Annotated in this window: 26 protein-coding genes, 9 tRNA genes and 2 pseudogenes; 11 read left to right on the top strand and 26 right to left on the bottom strand. The window is 60.8% G+C overall.

The features are described from left to right. Positions 1-198: 198 nt before the first annotated feature. The 26 genes and pseudogenes from AB5J55_RS22685 to AB5J55_RS22560 all read right to left on the bottom strand — a co-directional run. Positions 199-528 (bottom strand): annotated as a pseudogene (locus AB5J55_RS22685) (phosphoribosyltransferase); the annotation flags it as partial. A gap of 89 nt (positions 529-617) precedes the next feature. Continuing rightward, a complete protein-coding gene (locus tag AB5J55_RS22680; protein ID WP_369272423.1) occupies positions 618-1,814 on the bottom strand; it encodes a tyrosine-type recombinase/integrase in 1,197 nt (398 codons plus the stop codon). A 78-nt stretch (positions 1,815-1,892) separates the two neighbouring features. Next, positions 1,893-2,078 (bottom strand): helix-turn-helix domain-containing protein, encoded by a 186-nt coding sequence (locus AB5J55_RS22675; protein ID WP_369272422.1) that lies wholly within the window; start codon positions 2,076-2,078, stop codon positions 1,893-1,895. A 1-nt stretch (position 2,079) separates the two neighbouring features. Then, positions 2,080-2,505 carry a deaminase gene (locus tag AB5J55_RS22670; RefSeq protein WP_369272421.1) on the bottom strand — a complete coding sequence of 142 codons (426 nt, stop codon included), beginning with the start codon at positions 2,503-2,505 and terminating at the stop codon, positions 2,080-2,082. A gap of 16 nt (positions 2,506-2,521) precedes the next feature. After that, positions 2,522-2,695: a hypothetical protein gene (locus AB5J55_RS22665; protein WP_369272420.1), complete on the bottom strand. Its 174-nt coding sequence runs from the start codon at positions 2,693-2,695 to the stop codon at positions 2,522-2,524. 24 nt (positions 2,696-2,719) lie between these two features. Next, positions 2,720-2,977, bottom strand: coding sequence for a hypothetical protein (locus AB5J55_RS22660; protein ID WP_369272419.1), 258 nt, complete (start codon positions 2,975-2,977; stop codon positions 2,720-2,722). Continuing rightward, positions 2,977-3,333, bottom strand: a complete 357-nt coding sequence (locus tag AB5J55_RS22655) for an SLOG family protein (RefSeq protein ID WP_369276262.1) — start codon at positions 3,331-3,333, stop codon at positions 2,977-2,979. The genes AB5J55_RS22660 and AB5J55_RS22655 overlap by 1 nt, the downstream gene beginning before the upstream one ends. Positions 3,334-3,341: 8 nt before the next feature. After that, complete coding sequence (locus AB5J55_RS22650; protein ID WP_369272418.1) at positions 3,342-3,626, bottom strand: hypothetical protein; 285 nt, start codon at positions 3,624-3,626, stop codon at positions 3,342-3,344. A gap of 9 nt (positions 3,627-3,635) precedes the next feature. After that, the gene (locus tag AB5J55_RS22645) at positions 3,636-5,426 is read right to left on the bottom strand and encodes a DNA polymerase (RefSeq protein WP_369272417.1); all 1,791 of its coding nucleotides are present in this window, start codon (positions 5,424-5,426) and stop codon (positions 3,636-3,638) included. Between the two features lie 14 nt (positions 5,427-5,440). Continuing rightward, the gene (locus AB5J55_RS22640) at positions 5,441-5,779 is read right to left on the bottom strand and encodes a hypothetical protein (protein ID WP_369272416.1); all 339 of its coding nucleotides are present in this window, start codon (positions 5,777-5,779) and stop codon (positions 5,441-5,443) included. A gap of 306 nt (positions 5,780-6,085) precedes the next feature. Next, entirely contained in the window at positions 6,086-6,793 is a 708-nt protein-coding gene (thyX, locus tag AB5J55_RS22635) for an FAD-dependent thymidylate synthase (protein WP_369272415.1), read from the bottom strand. Between the two features lie 72 nt (positions 6,794-6,865). Continuing rightward, the gene (locus tag AB5J55_RS22630; RefSeq protein WP_369272414.1) at positions 6,866-7,315 is read right to left on the bottom strand and encodes a hypothetical protein; all 450 of its coding nucleotides are present in this window, start codon (positions 7,313-7,315) and stop codon (positions 6,866-6,868) included. A gap of 135 nt (positions 7,316-7,450) precedes the next feature. Then, a complete protein-coding gene (nrdJ, locus tag AB5J55_RS22625; protein WP_369272413.1) occupies positions 7,451-9,448 on the bottom strand; it encodes a ribonucleoside-triphosphate reductase, adenosylcobalamin-dependent in 1,998 nt (665 codons plus the stop codon). Beyond that, entirely contained in the window at positions 9,445-9,996 is a 552-nt protein-coding gene (locus AB5J55_RS22620) for a hypothetical protein (RefSeq protein ID WP_369272412.1), read from the bottom strand. The genes nrdJ and AB5J55_RS22620 overlap by 4 nt, the downstream gene beginning before the upstream one ends. Next, the gene (locus AB5J55_RS22615) at positions 9,993-10,802 is read right to left on the bottom strand and encodes a metallophosphoesterase (RefSeq protein ID WP_369272411.1); all 810 of its coding nucleotides are present in this window, start codon (positions 10,800-10,802) and stop codon (positions 9,993-9,995) included. The genes AB5J55_RS22620 and AB5J55_RS22615 overlap by 4 nt, the downstream gene beginning before the upstream one ends. A gap of 19 nt (positions 10,803-10,821) precedes the next feature. Continuing rightward, on the bottom strand, positions 10,822-11,097 hold the full coding sequence (locus tag AB5J55_RS22610) for a hypothetical protein (RefSeq protein WP_369272410.1): 276 nt from the start codon (positions 11,095-11,097) through the stop codon (positions 10,822-10,824). Continuing rightward, positions 11,094-11,495 carry a DUF3310 domain-containing protein gene (locus AB5J55_RS22605; RefSeq protein WP_369272409.1) on the bottom strand — a complete coding sequence of 134 codons (402 nt, stop codon included), beginning with the start codon at positions 11,493-11,495 and terminating at the stop codon, positions 11,094-11,096. The genes AB5J55_RS22610 and AB5J55_RS22605 overlap by 4 nt, the downstream gene beginning before the upstream one ends. After that, positions 11,492-12,193 (bottom strand): topoisomerase, encoded by a 702-nt coding sequence (locus AB5J55_RS22600; protein ID WP_369272408.1) that lies wholly within the window; start codon positions 12,191-12,193, stop codon positions 11,492-11,494. Before AB5J55_RS22600 ends, AB5J55_RS22605 begins: the two co-directional genes overlap by 4 nt. Before the next feature lie 16 nt (positions 12,194-12,209). Next, positions 12,210-12,419 (bottom strand): annotated as a pseudogene (locus AB5J55_RS22595) (hypothetical protein); the annotation flags it as partial. Further along, positions 12,382-12,543, bottom strand: a complete 162-nt coding sequence (locus tag AB5J55_RS22590) for a hypothetical protein (protein WP_369276493.1) — start codon at positions 12,541-12,543, stop codon at positions 12,382-12,384. The gene AB5J55_RS22590 and the pseudogene AB5J55_RS22595, both read right to left, overlap by 38 nt. A 15-nt stretch (positions 12,544-12,558) precedes the next feature. Continuing rightward, on the bottom strand, positions 12,559-12,858 hold the full coding sequence (locus tag AB5J55_RS22585; RefSeq protein WP_369272407.1) for a hypothetical protein: 300 nt from the start codon (positions 12,856-12,858) through the stop codon (positions 12,559-12,561). Beyond that, positions 12,851-13,288, bottom strand: a complete 438-nt coding sequence (locus AB5J55_RS22580; protein ID WP_369272406.1) for an endonuclease VII domain-containing protein — start codon at positions 13,286-13,288, stop codon at positions 12,851-12,853. Before AB5J55_RS22580 ends, AB5J55_RS22585 begins: the two co-directional genes overlap by 8 nt. Continuing rightward, positions 13,288-13,626, bottom strand: a complete 339-nt coding sequence (locus tag AB5J55_RS22575) for a hypothetical protein (RefSeq protein WP_369272405.1) — start codon at positions 13,624-13,626, stop codon at positions 13,288-13,290. The genes AB5J55_RS22580 and AB5J55_RS22575 overlap by 1 nt, the downstream gene beginning before the upstream one ends. Positions 13,627-13,672: 46 nt before the next feature. After that, the gene (locus tag AB5J55_RS22570) at positions 13,673-14,506 is read right to left on the bottom strand and encodes an AAA family ATPase (protein ID WP_369272404.1); all 834 of its coding nucleotides are present in this window, start codon (positions 14,504-14,506) and stop codon (positions 13,673-13,675) included. Positions 14,507-14,636: 130 nt separating this feature from the next. After that, positions 14,637-15,434, bottom strand: coding sequence for a RecB family exonuclease (locus AB5J55_RS22565; protein WP_369272403.1), 798 nt, complete (start codon positions 15,432-15,434; stop codon positions 14,637-14,639). Positions 15,435-16,019: 585 nt separating this feature from the next. Further along, positions 16,020-16,490, bottom strand: a complete 471-nt coding sequence (locus AB5J55_RS22560; RefSeq protein ID WP_369272402.1) for a hypothetical protein — start codon at positions 16,488-16,490, stop codon at positions 16,020-16,022. A gap of 490 nt (positions 16,491-16,980) precedes the next feature. Between AB5J55_RS22560 and AB5J55_RS22555 the strand changes: the two genes are divergently transcribed. From AB5J55_RS22555 to AB5J55_RS22505, 11 genes are all read left to right on the top strand, one after another. After that, positions 16,981-17,322, top strand: a complete 342-nt coding sequence (locus tag AB5J55_RS22555) for an HNH endonuclease (protein WP_369272401.1) — start codon at positions 16,981-16,983, stop codon at positions 17,320-17,322. A 44-nt stretch (positions 17,323-17,366) separates the two neighbouring features. Next, positions 17,367-17,440, top strand: a tRNA-Phe gene (locus AB5J55_RS22550). An 88-nt stretch (positions 17,441-17,528) separates the two neighbouring features. Beyond that, positions 17,529-17,603 (top strand) — tRNA-Ile (locus AB5J55_RS22545). Positions 17,604-17,667: 64 nt separating this feature from the next. Continuing rightward, a tRNA-Glu gene (locus tag AB5J55_RS22540) sits at positions 17,668-17,740 on the top strand. 4 nt (positions 17,741-17,744) lie between these two features. After that, a tRNA-Asp gene (locus tag AB5J55_RS22535) sits at positions 17,745-17,817 on the top strand. Between the two features lie 99 nt (positions 17,818-17,916). After that, positions 17,917-17,988 (top strand) — tRNA-Asn (locus AB5J55_RS22530). A gap of 4 nt (positions 17,989-17,992) precedes the next feature. Then, positions 17,993-18,065: transfer RNA gene (locus tag AB5J55_RS22525), tRNA-Met, on the top strand. Between the two features lie 4 nt (positions 18,066-18,069). Then, positions 18,070-18,142, top strand: a tRNA-Lys gene (locus AB5J55_RS22520). A gap of 62 nt (positions 18,143-18,204) precedes the next feature. Further along, positions 18,205-18,277 (top strand) — tRNA-Trp (locus AB5J55_RS22515). 51 nt (positions 18,278-18,328) lie between these two features. Beyond that, a tRNA-Pro gene (locus AB5J55_RS22510) sits at positions 18,329-18,404 on the top strand. A 216-nt stretch (positions 18,405-18,620) separates the two neighbouring features. Next, entirely contained in the window at positions 18,621-19,046 is a 426-nt protein-coding gene (locus tag AB5J55_RS22505) for a hypothetical protein (protein ID WP_369272400.1), read from the top strand. Positions 19,047-19,056 lie beyond the last annotated feature (10 nt).

Below are 19,056 nucleotides of genomic sequence, written 5' to 3'. Positions count from 1 at the left end.
ATGCCGGTGTGGACGCCGAACAAGTACAAGGCCTGATCGAATACAAGGCCTGATCGAAGTCCTGCTCAACCAGACCGGCAGAGGGTGGCAAGGTGGGTGGCAGAGCCCACGGACCCCGCCAGCACGGGACCAGCACAGCACAAGGCCCCTCAGACGGATGCCTGAGGGGCCCTTTCGACCACCTAGAGCATCACCAGGTCAGAGGGCTTCCTTCGACGGCGTGACCGGCTCCCCCGACTTGCGTACTACAGGCAAAACACTCCAGGGGAAGTTGATCCACTCGTCGGTGCGCTTCCACACGTACTCGCACTTCACGAGGGAGTGGGACTTCTCATAGACGACCGCGGACCGCACCTCGGCGACATGCTCCACGCAGAAGTCGTGCACGAGCTTCAGCGTCTTGCCGGTGTCGGCGACGTCGTCGGCGATCAGGACCTTCTTGTCGGTGAAGTCGATCGCGTTGGGGACGGGAGCGAGCATGACGGGCATCTCGAGGGTCGTCCCCACACCCGTATAGAACTCGACGTTAAAACCGGAAGGGCCTCCCACCTGCGAAGATGCAGGCGAGAGGCCCTGAAACTCAGCGAAAACTCAGCATTGGGGGTCAGCAACCCTCATCAGGCTGCGTCGTCGTCCACCAGCGTCAGGCGGCTCCGGAAGGCGTCTGCAAGCGACGCCTCGAACGCCCCCGTGATCCGCTCGTCAGCCCCGTCTACGAGGTGCGCGTAGACCTGTTCCGTGACCTTCGTGGAGCTGTGCCCCATCCACCGAGCCACCTCGTACAGGGGTACTCCAGCCGCAATGGCCATGCTCGCGAAGTAGTGGCGGAGAGCCTTCGGCGTGTAGCCCGAGCCCTCAAGCCCAGCCTTCTTGATCGCGTCGTTCCAGCGGTCCGTGTACGTCGTCCGCGAGGGGTGACGGTGCTGGTAGGTCTCTGACTCGTAGTACCAGCCCGGTTCCCCCCACGGCTCCCAGAACGCGCGGTGCTTCTCCAGCTCGTCAGCCACCGAGGGCGGTACAGGCACCCAACGGCCCTTCCGGCTCCACTTCGGTTCGTTCTTGACGTTGGTCCCTCGGTTCGATCCACCGTTCTTGCCGAAGTTGGTGAGCTGGTTCTGAACGAAGTACCAGCCCTCTCGGCGCGTGAGGTGCGACTGAGAGAAGGCCAGGGCCTCACCCACCCGCAGACCACAACCCGCCTGAGTCCAGATCGAGGACTTGTAGACAGGACGCATGGCCTCATAGATGGCCATGACTTCAGCGGTCGTCGGGATCTCGTGATCCTCGACCGGGCGGTAAGCCGAGTCGTTCCGGCCGTTGACCGCAATCGTCTTTCCGGCGTACTTCGGAACGATCTCGGCCTCATAGCAGTACTTGAGAAACGACTTCAGGACGACCTTGCGGCCCTCAATGCCGTACGGCTTGTAACCGCGTTCCTTCTGCGCTTCCTCCCACTTGGTGATGTCCGAGGGAGTGATGGAGCCGATTCGGCGGCTACCGAACATGTCGGCAAAGTGGTTCTTGTAGATGCTCGCGTACTGGACAAGCGTGGAGTCTTCCCGCTGTCCGAAGCCCAACCACTCTTTCCAGCAGTCCTCAAAGGTCCGCTTGGAGTGCTTCCGGTCGACGTAGACGCCAAGCTGCTTATCGTTCTCGACCTTGGTAGCAAGGTTCTTCGCCTCGGTCTTCTTGTTGTGAGCGAACGACTCCTCTACCTGCTTGCCGTTGGCATCCCGGAACCGGACCACCCATGAGTGCTTGCAGCGCGGCCACGCGCCAACCTTGCAGTCACACCGCTTGATGATCGAAGCCACTTGGCTTCAACCCCCTTACTGACCAGGGCTGGGACCCACTTCCCAGCCTCAGCACGAGGTTTTACACACCAACTCGCCCTAGTTACAAGCCTGTTGGGCGATCCAGTGATCGATGTCACGTTCGCGAAACCTGAGATGCTTTCCCACCTTGTAGGCCGGTACGCCCCACTCACGCCACTTCGCGTAGAGCGTGCGCTTGGACACGGCCAGCCGCTCAGCCGTCTCGTCCGGGGTCATGAGCCGGTTCGACCCACCCGCAGCCATGTCAACTCCCCCCGACGCGCGCCGGGTTCTGCGCCCAGTCCAGAACCGTCGCTTCGTAACCGGTCTCGGTCCGCCACACCACCCGCCAGACCCCCGCAGACTGAAGGCGCGGAAGGCATCGATAGCAGGGGGCACGGGTCACGTAGACCGTGCCGCCACGCAGGTCTTCACGACGGGCGTGAATCATCAGGTTCTCTTCGGCATGGATGCTGATGCAGTTGCCATAGTCCGAACCCGCCGGCACCTGGTCGTAGGTCAGGCGTCCGCGCGGGCATCTTCCTTTCAGGCACCCGTCCTTGCCCGGAACCGTGCCGTTGTATCCGACAGCACAGACATTCCGAAGGTGGTCCACCAGGACCGCGCCAACCTGGCTCCTAGTGCAGTCCCCCCGAGTCGAGACAGCATCGGCAATGCCGAGAGCCCACATGTCCCACGAAGGGCGTTCAGTAGGCGTCGTACCGCTCTCCGTCGTGGACGAGATCCCGCACGACTCCATTCCCCCGGACACTGGCGAACCCCTTGTATCCCTCGCTGTCTACGTCACCCTCGATGACGAATCCGTACTTCGTTGTCAGGTCTGAGAGTTCCGTGAGGAACGCCCGAAGAGCCTCACTCACAGTCCATCTCCATGTCGTCGTAGATCACAGGCCCGCTTCCTTCATGACCTGCTGGAGGACTTCCAGCTTCAGAGATGCGCGGTAAGCCAACGCAAAGTCCTGCTGCTTGGCGCCGAGTTCGCGACTCGCTTCAAGAGAGGTGATCTTCCGACGAATAGCCTCGCTCAGCTTCTCGTCCCTGATGTCGACGGAGACCGTGACACACTCCTTCGGAATGTTCGTCAGGTCGAGCTTGTGACCCTGGCCGTAACCCTCGTACTCGTATCGCGGAAACAGCGGCATTACACGTCCTCGAATATCTCAGTAGGTATCCCCGCCTTCTTGGCGAGGTTGGCAGTCATGGAAGCCCCAGGGCTCCCGCCCTTGATGAAGGCAAAGCAGAGATCAGCGCCAGAACTGACCATCTCAGCGTTGCGGAGAAACCCGGCTCGCCTGCCGTAGGCGTCCCAGTCGGCTGGGTGCCGGCGGATGCTCATTCCGATCTCACGGGCGAATCTGTCAGCCATTGAATCGGCACCCCGAGGACAAGCCCCGTGAATGAGAATCACGTCACGGGGCCTGTACCTGCCGAGCCACAGCACTTCGCCAATGACGCCCTCCAGTAGGGCTACATCAGTCCATGTGCGAGAGCCTGTTATGAGAAGCCTCAGCCCTCAGAGTCCACGTACTCAATGGGAGCGAGGCCCATAACCGTGTTCCAGGTGTCGCCCGCCATCTCCTTTGCGAGGTCGTGAGGGACACCAGAGGCCATGGCCTCAGTGAGCACCGTTCCAGCGATGCGAGCCGCAGTGACGGCATAGGCGCCCTGCTTGTGCAGACGCTCAGCGTTCATCTGGTTCTCAATCCCAGAGATCAGCTCCTCAAAGGAGCCCGCGGCTTCGGGCTGCTCCTGCTCGGTCTGGTTCTCATTCTCGTTCTCGTTCTCGTCCATCAAATCCCCCTAGTGCTTGCTCTCTTCAAGTTCCAGCACGCTCCCCCACGAGCGTCCACCGATTTCCGCGTCAGCCGGAATAAGGAGCCCCTGAACGGGGAACTCCATGAGCTTCGCGGCCTCTCGCGCCATCTCAGGCGCTTCCCTCTCCGGGAAGCTGAATACGATTTCGTCATGAATCGGGAGACGCATGTACGGGGTAAATCCCGCAGCGTCGAGCTTCATCAGGGCACGGGCCGTAACGTCCCGAGAACCGCCCTGGATGAAATAGTTCAGTGCCCGGAACCACTTACCCGGGTCGACAGGCAAACGCCTGCCAGTGACCGTATAGACGAAACCCGTTCTCCTGGCCTCGTCGGCCAGTCGTCGCCCAAAGGAGCCGACTCCCGGATACGTAGCAGCGAAGGCATCAAGTACCTTCCTTGCGGTCTCTTCATCAATGTGGGCCTGCTCCATAAGCGCGGCCCAGCCGCCCCCATAGACCGTCAAGAAGTTGGCCATCTTGCCAATCTTGCGGGGAACGCTGGCAGCGTCCGCCGTGATCTGGTGCAGGTCCCTTCCGTTAAGGAAGGCGTCCAGCATCGTGGGATCACGGGAGAATGCCGCCAGATAACGAAGCTCCATGTTGCCGAAGTCAATGGAACAACTGACGTGACCCTCGTCAGCCAGGAACATATGCCTGACATATCCGTCCCCAGAGGGGAACGTCTGTGCCGGGATGCTCCCTGAAATACTCATCCGAGACGTCCGGGCCTGGAGTGAGTTAATGCCTGCGTGCACGCGATTATTCGCGTCCCGCCCATCCAAAGCCCGCTCAAACCACGTCTTACGCCACTTGGAAGCCTTGCGCGACTTGATTACCGCATCGGCCAGCGGGTGTTTGAGGCTGGTCAATACGTCGTCGTCCATTGCGAGCTGACCCTTTTTCGTGCGCTTGGTCAGCTTCACACCCATGCGGGTGAAGGCTTCTACGAGCTGTTGATTGGAATTGGGGTTCTCGACCTCGAATGACCGAGCAACCGCCTCCCACTCCTGTTGTTCTGCTGACAGTTCGGCACACCGAGTTTCGGCGTACTCGACATCGAGCAGATAGCCCGTTCTCTCCAACTTGGCCGTGACATGGGCTAGCTGGTGTTCCCAGCCGATGAGTCCCTGAGCCTTAGAGCGAGCCGGTACAAGACGATAGAGGAGTTGGAAGAGCCGGTAAGCAAGAGCCGGGTCCATTCCTGCGTACAGCAAGAAGTCTGGATCGAACAGCTCAACCAGCTTCCAAATCTTCTCCTTCGTGGTCTTGTACTTCTTGGCTATCAGGGTCATAGACCCCTTGACTTCATCCGCGGTCTGCTCGCAGAGGTAGAACTTCGTCAACTCTTCCAGCTTGAGCCCAGGGCCTCGCTCCTTTACGGCCCTCGGGTCAACGAGGTGCGCCAGGAGCCGGGTATCCCACATCTTCGGAGCAAGCTCCTCCATGGGGATGCCAAGGGTCTGCTCGACCACGTGAAGGTCAAAGGTGCCGTTGTGCGCTACCAGCCACTCAAGGCGCCTGAGGGCGCGTCTCACGGCTTCGGCAAAGACCGGGCCCAGGTCCACGGGGATCACCCATGTCTCTGAGCCCGTTCCGAACTGAGCCAGCCGGCACCTGAAGTCAGGCGCCCACCAGTCCAGTCCGGTTGTCTCTGTGTCGAACCCGAGGATTCGATGCCGAGAAACGAACTCCTCGAACGCGGGAAGGTCCCTCTCAGACTCGACAACGTGAATCGAGATCGACTGACCCTTTAGCCGATAAGCGAGCTGCTTCAAGAGACCTCCCCCGTCTAGTGAAGTTGTTCAAGGAACGCCTTTCCTACGTACTCCGTGTAGGCAGGCGGGATGCACTCGCGGATTCCTTCGCGGGACATCCAAGGAACGCCAAGGTCCTCCTTGGCGTCGTCCACACCGATGAAGTTCCCGACGTAAATTCCCATCTCGTCAGGCTTCCGGCGGCGCCCCATCTTGGTTTGCCGCCTGACGTGCTCGGGGTGGTCCGGTCTTTTCAATTCCCACCCGCCAGGCTCAAAGAGCCGATGCCTGTAGGTGTTGAGCCCGAAATACGCACCGCACAAGAGCACGGGGTCACGCATTTCCGGTTCGGCCCCCATCACATTCTCGATCACCCACGGGACCCCAACGGCGTTGAGAGCATCCCGAGTAGGGCCCAAAAGGTCAGGGTGATCGTTCTGCATGATTCGCTGTGTCTTGCTGTAGAGCTGACACGGCGGTGAGGCGTGTATGAAGTCGAATCGGTGTCCGTACGTGAGTAGAAACTGAATCGCTTCCGCCTGTACGAACTGCCAGGGGTAACGAGGCTGTGGAGCGATGTCGATGCCCACTACCTCAAACCCCGCGTCGCGGTATCCCTTACTTGCTCCCCCCTGGCAGCAGTAAAGGTCAAGTAGTTTTCGAATCCCCCCGTACCCCCCTTACGGCGCTACTCGGCCGTGCTTGGCAAAGGCGGCATGGGTGTGGGGCATGGCTTCGCGGAACTCTCGTTCCATCCGCTCTGCCACCATCTCTATCTCGCGCTGAGGGAAAGACGGGTACTGAGCGTCTTCAGAGATGGACCGGAGACTCAGGAAGTGCATGAGGGACCGCGCATTGCACGTCGCGTAGTACGACGTGAAGGTTCCGACCGGAAGAACCATCCGGGCCACTTCTCGGGCAATGCCCGCCTTCAGCATGTCCTTATAGGCGCCGAACGCGTCGTCATAGACGACGAGCATGTTGGCCGCCATACGCGCGAAATGCGCGTCACTCCCAGCCTTGAAGGAGTAGGCCCCTGCCTTGCCTACCTGCAATAGGGCTCGTTCCTTGTCGGGCATGTAGAACACGCCCTCAAGTTCCTTGTATCTTCCCGATTCCTCGTTGTAGCTCCACCCTGCTCTGTGCCTCATGTGCTCACGAGCAACGAAGATCGGCACCTCAATGAGGAAGGTGAATGAGTTGTGCTCGAAAGGGCTTCCGTGCCTGTCTCGCATCAGGAAGTTGATAAGGCCATCGGTCGGCAGATCGTCAGCAGCCGACTGCTTGCCGATGGTCGAGACACGGGCGGCCTTAGCAACCATCGCGTCGTTGGCCGAGATGTTGACCAGCTTCACGGTTACGTCAGACCGAATGGAGATGTCTGCCACTGAATGACTCCAAAGGAAAGGGGGCCGAGGAATCCCCGGCCCCCTGAGGTGCCTTGAAAGAGCGGTCAGCCCTTACGCGAAAGAGCCGTCCTTCTGCCGCCAGAGCGGGTCACACTGCGAGCCCTTCGGGGCGTTGCAGAACAGCGCGGCCCAAGCGCCCTTGGCGCCCTGGCCCTCTCGCAGAGTTCGGCCGTGCTGGCAGGAGTCGCCATCCGATGCCGGGGCGCTCTGCTGGGTCTGGACCTTGCCGCCGCTGAAGGTCTTGGGGGCCGAGTTGCCGCCCTTGCCGGCGGTCGGCTGGTGGGTCTCCCGGACCTTCTTTGCCGCGAGTGCCGCGAGGTCGATGACGCCCTTGTCGGCAAGTGCCTTCATCACGTCCACCGCGTTCACCGCGACTTCTTCGGCGGTCTCGCCGAAAACGGTCGGAGTGATCCACTCGGCGTCATATCCGGCAGCGGCCTTGAAGGTCAGGCCGATCTTGAACTTGTTCGGAGAGGTAGCGGTCACGGTGGTCTGAGTCATAGGCGGGATCTCCTTTGGAGTTTCGGGCTCGCCCCAGGGAGAGGGGCCGTCGAATGGATTCGGGAAGCTCATCAGCTCACTCCGGGTTGCGTACGAGTCGCCCGGGAGGCAACTAACCGGGCAAAGAAAAAGGCCCTAGATCGGGCAGGCGCCAGATGCACAGATTTCGTCGTAGGAGGTATCCGCGGTCTCAATGCCTACGGCTGCCGCAAGCTCCTCGTACTCTTCCTTGGTGATCCGCTCGTATGGCGGCTGCTCAAAGGACAGCTCCGGGAACACCGTGGTTCCCTTTAGCCTCGGGAGGAAGGGCACCAGAGCGTCAATGAGATCGTCAACCGAATAGGCGTTGGGGTCGACGTTCACCGTGTAGGAGACAGCCTGATCCGCCCAATGCTCCTGATAGAGGGCCTGAACCGACAGCATGTCCCGAAGGGTTAGGTCTCCTGCATGCTGGAAGTTCTCGCCGCCGACCTCAACAAGCGGGTCCTTCGTCGGGATGGTGACAACAGAGGTGTTGGCCGCATACTTGTCCGCCTCCACGTGGTATCCCTTGCGCCGGTACTCCTCGACCTGGGCCTTCTCGGAAGGCTCAAGGTCAGAGAAGCGGATACGGCGCTTGAAGTACCCGGCGAACGGTGCGTGAACGGCCTCGCCACTGGTGCCGGCGAGCTTGCTCGTCGTACCCGTAGGCGCGATCACCCGAGTCTTGATCGGTACGGGAATCCGTAGTTCGTTGGCGTACTCCCGAGCCGCGAGCGTGACCGTCTGAGCCATGATGTCAAGCTCAAAGTCCACCCCCTTTCTGGAAGCCTCGGAGTACTTCACCCCGATCTTCACCAGGAAGTCAGCAAACCCGAGATGGCCCACACCGATACGTCGGTACTTGGCGATGGCTTCGGCCGACCTCGGATCAGCAACCGTGGCGAAAGTAGCTCTGATCAGATACCGAGTGAGGTACCTGTGAGCCTTCCGTAGCCCCTCATCGTCTATCTCCCCGTTCTCGTCCACAAAGGCACCGAGGTTGACGGAGCCAAGATTGCAGGGCTCCCAGGGGGTCAATGTCGCCTCACCACAGGGATTTGTGGTGTAGGTCCCGTCAACCTCCCCCTCAGCCGTCAGAGTTGAGTTCCAGATGCCGGGCTCGCCGTTCCGGAGCATTCCGGCTGCGATCTCCCGGAGGATTGGCATGGACGGAGATGACATCTTGCCGAGAAGACGTATGAAGTCGTCGTCAATCTCGACCGATACATTCGTCGTCCAGTGGCCGCCCTCTGCCTTGATGCGCAGGAAGGTCCAGATGAGCGGGTCACGCCAATGCATGATCGACATGCGGGCCGATCGACGCACACCCCCAGAGACGATGCACTGAGCGATTTCGTGATCAATCTGCATGGCGTCGATGCCGTGGAGCTGCCGCCCGTGGCCGTCCTTGAGCACCTGGCCCACGGCCTTGAGCATCTGGCCGAAGGGCTGAGGCCCGCTGGCCGTACCGCCGAACGCTTTGAGAGGCGTCCCCTTGGCTCGTACGCGGCTCACGTCGTAGACCCGAGCTGCGTGACGCGTCTTGGGATCGTGTGCCGTCCGTACGAGGTCCCCCAGGGCCTCAGCCCAGCCCTCACGGCTGTCCTGGACCTGGTAGGCCCCAGCCCACTCGTGGCTGTACTCCGTGCTGATCAGTCCGGCCTCAACGAGGTCAAGGAAGTCCGCATGGTCAGGGTCGCAGACGATGTGAACCTCTACCGGGATGACCAGCTCGGGGAAGCCCTCGAAGTACCTCGATGAGTAGTTGGCACCCACACCCCCGCCTTCCGCCAGGCGGAGGAGCGCGAACGTGAAGTGTTCCTCAGGACGCTCCGCGTCCCAGCCAGCCGCCCAACAGTTGTTCAGGGCGAAGTCTGCGACGCCGGAACTCTTGAGGTGCCGCCCCGCCGGCAACACCTTGAAGGAGCTGATCAGGTCGAGCAGTGCGGCCCGTTCGCCCTTCTCCGTGTAGCGCTCGGGGACAAGGGCAAGGTTGCCGTCCACGACTCGCTCAACGGTCTCCCCCCATGTCTCCTGCTGGCCGTTGGGCTTCACGCGGGAGTACGTACGCTCATAGACCGTCCTCGCGGTCTCGGTTGGAAATGCAGTCATGCAGTCACCTTTCGTAGGTCACGGTTCATCTGACGGGCGAGCGCATCGAGCCCGCGGTTGCTTGCCTTGCGCTCTGTGTCGTCCTTCGGAGGCATTCCGTAGACGTAGCGCCGCATCAGTACTTCGCGCTGCTTCGCGGGCAGCCTGTTGAGCGCCAATGAAGCATCGAGTCGAGCGGAGACGAGATTGTCTGTGATGCGGCAGGAAAGAAGGTCGTCCTCACGGCCGAGCATCTGTCCAATCTCCTCGTCCGAGTACACGAAGGTGGCAAGGGCCAACTTCGCTTCGTCGGGGGTGTAGTAGTACTTCCCGTCCTCAACGTCTCGCGCGTCGCGTTCCTTTGAGGCGTACTGCGTTCCTGCCTTCTTGGCGAACTGCCACAGAAAGGTGTCTGTGTAGTTCTTCTCGATGAGCGTCCGACGCTCGTACGCGTGAAGAAGAATGGCCTGCTTCACGTCGTCCTTCTCCACCACACTCCACGCGGAAGCAATGGATCGAGCCGTCTTGTCAGCGATATCCGCCACGTGCGCCCAGTCAATCTCAGTCACGCGGTGTCCCCCTTCCTCGCAAAGCGCCCCCCGGCGCCTCGAACGATCTTTCCGTACCGTTCGCCTTCCACGACAAATGAGCCGTCTCGGCGAATGTCTACGGGGTAGGGGGATACGTCGTGGTCTCCGACGTAGAGAATGCCGAAGCCCGATTGCCAGTTGGCCACAGCACCAGGGCCCAGGTATTGAGCCTTTCGCGGGTCCATCAGGTGTCCAACCTCAAAGCCCCAACGCATTCCCCCCAGATGCGATGGGCCGTGCCGGCGGACGCCCAGGCGGTGAGTGTGGCCCATGACCAGATTCATGGTTGCCTTGCTCGCGTGGCCGTAGGCGGTCGTACCCGCGATGCTTGACAGGCCCTTGATCTCATGGCCGTGGATGAGTCCTGTGTCCGGCCCAACCTTATGGAAGGGCGGAGTGAGGTCGATACCGAAGGCGTCGAAATCCAGGAGCTTGGAAAAGTGGAAGTCGTCGGCGTACTCGGCTAGGGCTGGCGCCTTGGCGCTGAGGTACGTTCGCGGCCGAAGGTCGTGATTCCCTTCCAGGATTCCGAAGGGCCCGTCATAGACTGCCCGGATCGGCTCCAGGACCCTGCGCTTCGTCACTTCCGAATCGCTCTTGACCTGCTGCCTGTATTCGTACCTCGTGCCCTCATTCCAACGCGAGGGCGTTTCATAGTCGTTGAGGTCCCCGATCTGAAACAGCTCGTCGGGCTGGTAGTCCCCGATAAAGCCGATCAGGTTGTTGAGGGCCTTTGGGTCGTGGTACGGGACTTGAAGGTCAGATATGACAACTACACGCTTCAAATGGTTCCCCCCGTTGCAGTCACCGACTGCTGCCGTTCTTGTAGCACTTCGGATCTGCTACGACGGCAATTGCCTTTCCGGCCTTGCCGCCTCCCCTGGTGGTGAAGACGCGATGGCCGAAGCCATCACACTTGCTCGCGAAGTTGGCGAAGCCGTCCGGCATGGAGTGAATGACTGCCGGGCCGTCGTCCTTGTAGGACACGGGAGCGTCGTTCCACGCTTCCGTTGCCGAGCTGCATGCGGAAAGAGAAAGGGCCGCAAGAGCGGCCCCGGCAGCGATAGCGACCCGTTTCATGCCTTCTCCAGTCGAGAGATTTCCCGCTGGATGTACCAACGGGCCTTCTTGAGGTCTTCCAACTCGGTTGCCTTGGACTTCCGTCCAGCCCGCGCGAGGTACTTGACCGCGTTACCGCGGTTGAAGTTCATGTGCTCGGTGAGGTCGATTACCTCAAGGCCGTTCGGGAGCCACGTGTAATGACCGGGATGGTTGATCACGTCGCCCACCTTGGCGGGCGCTTCCTTGGCAACCGGCTTGAGTTCGTTGTCCCGATACCAGACGTAGCGAACGACTGAGCCGTATACCTTGACGTAATTCGGGTACAGCCCACCAGAGTTCACGCTGACCACGCGTCCGCGCTTCCCAGCGTGCTCCCCTTTCTCAACGATGACCTTGTCATCAGCGGTCCAAGTCACAGGCCGATCCGTTTCGTTAGGGCCTCGGGCCCGAAGTTGGTAAGGACTGAGTTGGAGTCCCGGGAATCGGTCATTTTGATGACCTTGCCGTTCGGCAGATCGGCCGCTAGCTGGTCCATGAAGACCAAGCCGGGCTCGTCCTCGGCAATGAGGTAGACCACCTCGTAACCGAACAGTGCAGGCGTCCAGTAGTCGCGCCATGTCCCCGTGCCCGGGGCGCCAACGGCAGGGATGCCGGCGAGCGTCCATGACTGGGTGTCGAACTCCCCTTCAACCACCACCAGGACCGGGCTGGGCTCGATCAGGGCTGAGGTGTTGTAGAGCCTCGGGGGATCGCCAGGCAGGCTCTTGTACTTGCCGTGCCCCTCGTGCCGTTCCTTCTCGCCCTTCTGGAAGAAGTACAGGCCGTCTGTGGGGTCCTTCACGCACTCGTCAGCGATGCACCGGAAGCGGCAGGTTGCTACTCCGTGTTCGCCCCCAGCGGGGCGGATGTACGGGATGCAGAGGTATCCCGCGTACCGCTCATGACCAGGTAGAGCCGAAGCGACGTAGCCCAGACCGAACCTGCCCGCTACCTCTGTGAGGCCGCGAGCCGTTACGTACTCCTCGGCCGGGCTCCCTCGGTAGCTCTCGTGGTAGCGCTTCGCTGTCTCCACCGAATTGGCTACGTGCGTGTTCTTTGGCTTCAGTGAAGCCAACTTTCTCCTCCCTCATGATTACGGCGTATGAGTCTTCCGATAGGTTGCATGCAAAGCAGTTCCATCGGTTCTTATCGAGATCCACCGACGCTGAAGGATTAGAGTCCGGATGCGAAGGGAGGGGGCAAGCGATTTTCACTCGCCCCCTCGTTGCCTCCGTAGAAAACCCGTAGTAGTGGGTTAGAACTTCAGCGATGGGTGGTTTCGATGAGCTGTCGCTCACCATTCGGACCCACCTTGTAGCGCGTAACCGGGAAGTCGTACTTCCGGGCCGCGGCCTGCCACATGTGGTAATTGCCGCGCCACTGTCGCGAGTACGACGGGTCAGAACCCATGCTCATGTCGCTCACGTGGACTCCTGAGCGTCAGAAGCGGATGGCGGAGGAGTAAGACGGGTACGACGACTTGGGCTCGTTCAGCCAGCGCGTACCGCCGGAAAGCTGCTTGAGGATCGGCTTCCCGAGGGTGTCGATGCCAGCCCGCTTGAGCGCGTAGTAGATGCCGTCAGTGTGCTTACGCGGCGAATGGACGCTGTCACCGGTGATGTTGCCCACCAGGGCGTGAAGGGCCTCGGCCTCCTCGGTGGTCAGTGTCAGCGTGACCGCCGGCACCTTCTTCGTCTCGGTGACGGTCTTCTCAACGGTCGTGCGCTTGGCCTCAGCCATTGTCATTCCTCTTGTCGTAGGTGTAGCGAGGTCCGAGGACTTTCCAAGCCGGGTAGTCCTCTAGGTATTCGGCGGCTCGCCGCAATACGTCTGGCCTGTCCCGTGCCCCTCGTGCTAGGAGTTGGCCATTGCAGCGGGCACAAAGAAGGCCGCGAACCGCCTCTGTCTTGTGACAGTGGTCCACGGCCAGATTGGTCTTGCGCGTCTCTCTACAGATCGCGCATTTTCCCCCTTGCGCCTCCAAGAGGCGCTTGTAGTCCTCGGCAGACAACCCGTAGGTAGTTTGAATCCTCGCGTTACGCGATGCCTGCCGACGACTGCTCTTTCGACAGGAAGAACAGACCTTCCCCCGAGAGGAGGTGTAGAACCTCTCAGATCTGTTCTTCCCGCACTTCGTGCACTCCCGATATCCCTTGCGGGGTTCGGCCATTAGACCCCCGTCCTGATGGCCTTCTCCAGCTTGCGCATTTCCTTGAGCCGGGCACTCTCGTCCACCATGGCGAAGAGGTTGAACAGCGGTACCGCCGTGACCATCCCCTTCGCGCGGAAGTTGATGACTGCCGTCTTCACCCCGCCCTTGGCGGCCCCCACGAGGACCCTGGAAAGCTGGTGCAGGTTCAGCCGCCTCGGGTCGCCTATCTCAACGACCATTGCGACGCCTTCCGTGTCCACCCCCGACAGATCCAGTCCGGGGAATCGACCTTCAAGAGCAAAGCCGAACTCTCGCTCAGCCTTGAAGCCCCCGCGGATGTTCTGAACTGCTGCCACGCTTTCCATTTTCAAGCTACGCCTTTCGTACCCGGGAGGCAACTTACTAAGCAGAAAAAGAGTCCGGAAGCTCCTCGTCAAGCTCCTCCAACCGCAGGTTTGCGCGGTTAAGCCGGAAGCTCGCGAAGGTTCCCCCAGACGAATCTTCGAACCCCTCTCTGTTCTTCACCGGACTCACATGAAGGATGCGGCTGTTCATTCCGTCAACCTCTTTGTGGATGGTGAGGATAAGCGAAGGGACGCGGTGGACCTTACCCTTCACTCCGCTCAGCGGAATGGGCTTGAGTCCGTCTGAGTGCTCGCCTGTCACATGGTGGAGACCGAGCACATGAGCGGCCGTCGCCCGCGCCATGTCGTCCAAGTATTCGCACAGGCCCTCCAAGCCGAACGTAAAACTCTCCGCATCTCCCACAACTCCGGTGTCCACGTTGGTCACGTTGTCCACCACGAGAAGATGAGGCGTACATCCGTATACCTCCAGATAGCACAGAAGGTGAATCTCAATTTCCTGCTGGGTAGGCCGAGCAGAGAAGTTGAATCGTGTCCACCACCGCTTACCTAGGGCCGCTTCATACTCGGAGAAGTCGCCTTCCGTCAAGGCATGCTTGACGGCTTTTGAATCTTCCCCGGTAATCATCGCAGTGGCCCTTGAGACCTGGGTTGCAGAGCTTGAGTCAGCAGAGAAGTACAGGACAGGCACGTTGGCCGTCATCGCCAAGAACAGGGCGAAGAGACTTTTACCCGTGCCTGGGCCGGCAACGACTAGAGACAGCTCCGAGCGTCGGAACTCGACCTCCAGCCGTTTGAGCGACTTGAACGTATGCGGGATCGGCTCACCAGCGGCCCCCCGAATCCTTACCGATTGAGCAAGGGAGAACAATGGCTCACCTTCCTTCCGTCCTAGCGCCCACACCCGGGAGGCAACTAACTAAGCCTTAAAAAGGCCCCGGATGGGGCGCGTCCTGCCGTTTACAGCATATGCCAGGGGCACTCACCGAGCAACGATGTTTTCACCCACGTCTAGCCGAACACGCGTGAGAGACATCGCAGAAGCGGCAGTGAAAACCGGGCTTGGCGGGGAAATTCCCCGCCTTCACACCCTGGTCCACCTTCGAGAATCGGTCTGCTACGTCGGCCTCAGTGACGCTCGTAAGGTCGACAGGCCGAGAGAGGCCGCCTGTCCGGGCCATGTACCAGTCCGCGTCATTGACTTTCACCCCCAGCACCTTGCGCACCAGGACGCCATACGTCTGGAGCTGAAACTTGCTCTTGGTCGAGCCCGTCTTGAGGTCCCGCACCCGGACCGAGCCGTCAGGCCGGTCTAGGAGCTGGTCCACGTAGCCCTGGACAGTGACACCACCGATGTCAGCCGTCAAGTGCCTTTCGATGCCGGGCTTGCCCGTCACCTGGTCCTTCCAGATGGAAGGCTTGTGCTCCTCGGCCCACCTAACGTAAGCCCGCGTCTGATCCATCCCCAGGACGTACCGGGCCTCAATGTCCGACTGACCATCGGTGCCGGCGGTCATCCACCGGTCCAAGTTCGGCTCTTCCTTGAGGCTCTTGTTGACGAGCCGCGTGTAGTCCTCGTGGAACAGGTCTGCGACCTGATCCGCGGTGAGCCGTCGTCCGCCCTCCTCGTACGTCTCAATCGCGGCATGAAATGCCGTTCCCTGATGAGACCACGCCGCCGGACGAGGCGTTACCTTCCTAAGCCGCTGTAGCGCGTACTGCTGCGGACACTTTTCGTACTGTTCGGCTTGGCTGACCGATCGAGGCATGTTGGCCAGCACAGAAAAACGGTCGCTCATAGGCCGTCCAATCGGGTTGCAATGCAGGATGCACCACGTGCACCCAGAATTTAGTGGAGAACGGGAACCACCTGTGAGGGTGATCGTAGGAGTCCGTTTCCACAACCCGATTTCGCCAAGGCGACCTCAGTTCAAAGCTGACGCCCAGAAGGGCCGATACGTCCTCGTCGTACATCACATCCGACTCGGTGACGACGAAGTACGTCCCAACCGTGTCTGTGACTACTCGGGCGATCCTCAGGGCGTCCGATCGGTAGATCTCCACCCTCTGAACGACCCGAGCCTCAACGATCGCGTCCCACAGCCCCTCGCGCGTCTCCCACTTGCTAGCCACTCCCCCCAAGATCACGAGTACCACGCCCCCCTTACCTACCCGTGCCCCTCAAGTTCCTCGAACGCTCGTACGAACGACCGTCCGTGACCATGAGCGTACGCCTGTGAACGCGTGAAGCAAATGTGAAAATTGATGTGGCCTGGATCACTCGCGGCCTCTGTGAACGCAATGCAACCAAAGAAGGCCCGCGCAGGTCATACCTGCTCGGGCCACATGTGCGCGCGAGGTCGTTACTCGGCCGTAACCTGCCCCTACGCTGGGAGGAAGCGGAAGAGGTCCGTCCGATCGTCCCAGGGCTCACCCTCGGGCCAACGAATGGCAAGTGGCCCATCTCTCTGGGGGTCCCGCTTCACCCACTGGACACCTTGGACAGGGTCCAACGTTAGAACCTCTCCGGCGTTGAGGTGATTCAGGAACGTGCGAAGGGCGAGCTGTGACCTCACGGAGACCTCTGCGCCCATGCGCTGACGGACGAAGGCTCGAAGCCCCATGAACGACTCATCGTTATGGATTACGTCCTTGGCCGGAAGTGAGGCCAGATCCCACGGGAGAACCTTGGCGACGTCCCGGTACTCCTGACGCGCATACCTATCCATGAGGTTGAACCGCTTCGTAACCGCCTGCCGAGTAACGCCGAATTCTGCGGCGATTTCAGCATGAGAAAGACCGGCAGCTTCCTTCTTCAGAAGCTCAGCATCACTCGGAAGCTTGCTTGGTCTCATCTCTCAGTTTTCCATTCGATCAGGCGGAACGGTGATTCAACTTTCAGCAACCTCCAGCGGGTTGGGGCGCGGGAGCGTACAGCATGTTACCGGGCCAACGAGCTGGTCTACACCGGCTTTTGAGGTCTATGTGATCTAGGTCTCAGGTGTCACCTAACGTGTCCCACAGGAGCGAACAGGACACGTACATACTTAGTGAGAGTTAAAGACAACGGATGCAGTTGCTTTGGTACTCAGACAATTACTTGGAGTAACGAAACACTGTTGCTTTTACCGGACTGAGATGATCCGTTTACTTCCAGTCCAGTGAAGTTCTTCCCCCTCTGTTGAGTCTCCCTGCTGGTGGTCAGCCCAGGTAGAGAGCCAGTCGGGGCAGGTGGCCCCGGCGCCAGACTAGAAGCCGCCGGGGCCACCCACCAAGCCTGTTGGCATAAGCAGCGCCAACGTGTCCGAAGCTGTTCGAACACTTAATCGAATAGAGGGGGTGGTCATGCCTAGAGCTGCCTCCATCTGCCTTGTGATCGGCTGTACCCAACGCAGCGCACGGAACGGCAGATGCGTCACCCACGCGCCTGCTGAGAGGCCCTGGTCCAGGACCAGCGCCAGGAACCAGCTCCGGGACACTGCGCGCCGGCAGTGGGACCGCCGAGTCAGGCCGCGGGCTCTCGCTCGCGACGGCTTCGCCTGTGTCCGCTGCGGTAAGCGTGAGTCCCTGGAGGTCGACCACATCCTTCCAATCGCCAAGGGCGGGACGTGGACGCTGGACAACGCACAGACCCTCTGTCGTGCCTGCCACTCTGCCAAGACGCAGCAGGAGCGGCGAGAGAAGTAGTGCCCCCGTTGAGCGGGGGAAAGGTCCCGTCCAGTCGGGACCATCGGCCCTTAGCTCAGTCACGGGAGAGCACCGGAGTGAAATCCCGGGCGCGGTGGTTCAAGTCCACCAGGGCCGACGAGGTGCCCGTGCCGCGTAACACGGGAAAGACAGGCGTCCTTTCCTGAGGGCTTAAAGCACGACTTAGGTGGCGTGCACCTGCTCTTTGGCCATTAGCTCAGTCCGGTAAGAGCACCGCCCTGATAAGGCGGGGGTCCCTGGTTCAAATCCGGGATGGTCAACAAGTAAGAAGTGGGGTAGCTCCCCTGTCTCTGAAACTCCCCCTGATCAGGGGACGGAGGAGACGCGCGTTTAGTTCAGAGGCCTAGAACTCCTCCCTTTCCGGGAGGCGACGCGGGTTCGAATCCCGTAACGCGCCTAATGCTTCCTTAGCTCAACGGTCAGAGCGCCCGCCTGTCGAGCGGATGGCTGCCGGTTCGAATCCGGTAGGAAGCGCTTGGAGCTGGGAAGCATGTGAGGTCCGGGACCAGCGGCTAGGCCGTGTAAGAGTCTCAGCGGGGACATGCAAGGTACGGGGTGGTTTCCGTGCCGCAATGACGTGTAGCTCAATGGCAGAGCAGGGCACTGTTAATGCTCGGGTTGCTGGTTCGAGTCCAGCCATGTCAGCCGTAGCGGGATAGCGCAGTTGGTAGCGCGCCGGGCTCATAACCCGGAGGTCGCCGGTTCGAGCCCGGTTCTCGCCACTCTGGATCTGTAGCTCAGTTGGTAGAGCGGAGGACTCTTAATCCTCTGGCCGTTGGTTCGAGTCCAACCAGATTCACGGAGCGAGGGACGCAAGCGGGGCATGCACTCCTCGGCCGCCAGAGGGCGGCTCTCTCGCAATGGGACGTAGCTCAATCGGAAGAGCACCGGTCTCCAAAACCGGGGGATGTTGGTTCGAATCCAACCGGCTCAGCAAGGGACTTGGAGCATGGCACCCGTAGCCGTAACGGGCCCGAGTCCCCATCTGGTCGTAGCTCAGTAGGCAGAGCGCCGCATTTGGGATGCGGAGGCCGCAGGTTCGAGACCTGCCGACTAGACCACCACCAGGCCCCCGAGGAGGGGCCTTTGTTGTTGTTACCTCAGGGAAGTGATGCAGCAATGTACGAGGGCCAGGACGAGCCCGAGGGCCCTCGGATGAGGGCCGCTGATGTGCCCAACAGGGCCCAGCGCAAGCGGGGTTGGCGTCAGGACGCGCTCTTTGAGCTTGAGGACCTGGCGGACCTGGTGGACGTCGACCTCTCGGGGGTGCGGCTTCCATGACACGAGGACCAGCCCCCAAGGAGAACGCTCAGCGGCGCAACCACCACGAGCACGCACAGACGTTGCCGGCGGAGGCCCAGCCCGGCCGCGAGCTGCCGAAGGGACTCGGCATCACGACCCCCGGAGCCAAGCGGTTTTGGAAGACGTGGAGCACTGCCCCTCAGACAGCAGCTTGGACAGAGACCGACTGGGCTGAGCTGGAGCTGACGACGAAGTTGGTCGACGGTCTCTTTCTCGGTGACCTGAAGCTAGCCGGGGAGATCCGGCAGCGGGTTGCCAAATGGGGCGCGACGGTCGAGGACCGCGCTCGACTCCGAATGACCTTTCAGAAGCCCGGTGAGGGCGAGCCCGCGGCTGCCCCTGAGGCGCCCGAAGAGATGGATATGGATGAGGAGCTTTACAAGCTGCTGAACGGCTCCTAGATAGGCGGTG

The sequence above is a fragment of the Streptomyces sp. R11 genome, assembly GCF_041051905.1.
GTDB lineage: Bacteria > Actinomycetota > Actinomycetes > Streptomycetales > Streptomycetaceae > Streptomyces.
The sequence above is the reverse complement of the archived record's forward strand: the minus strand, read 5'-3'. Positions and strand labels throughout refer to the sequence as shown.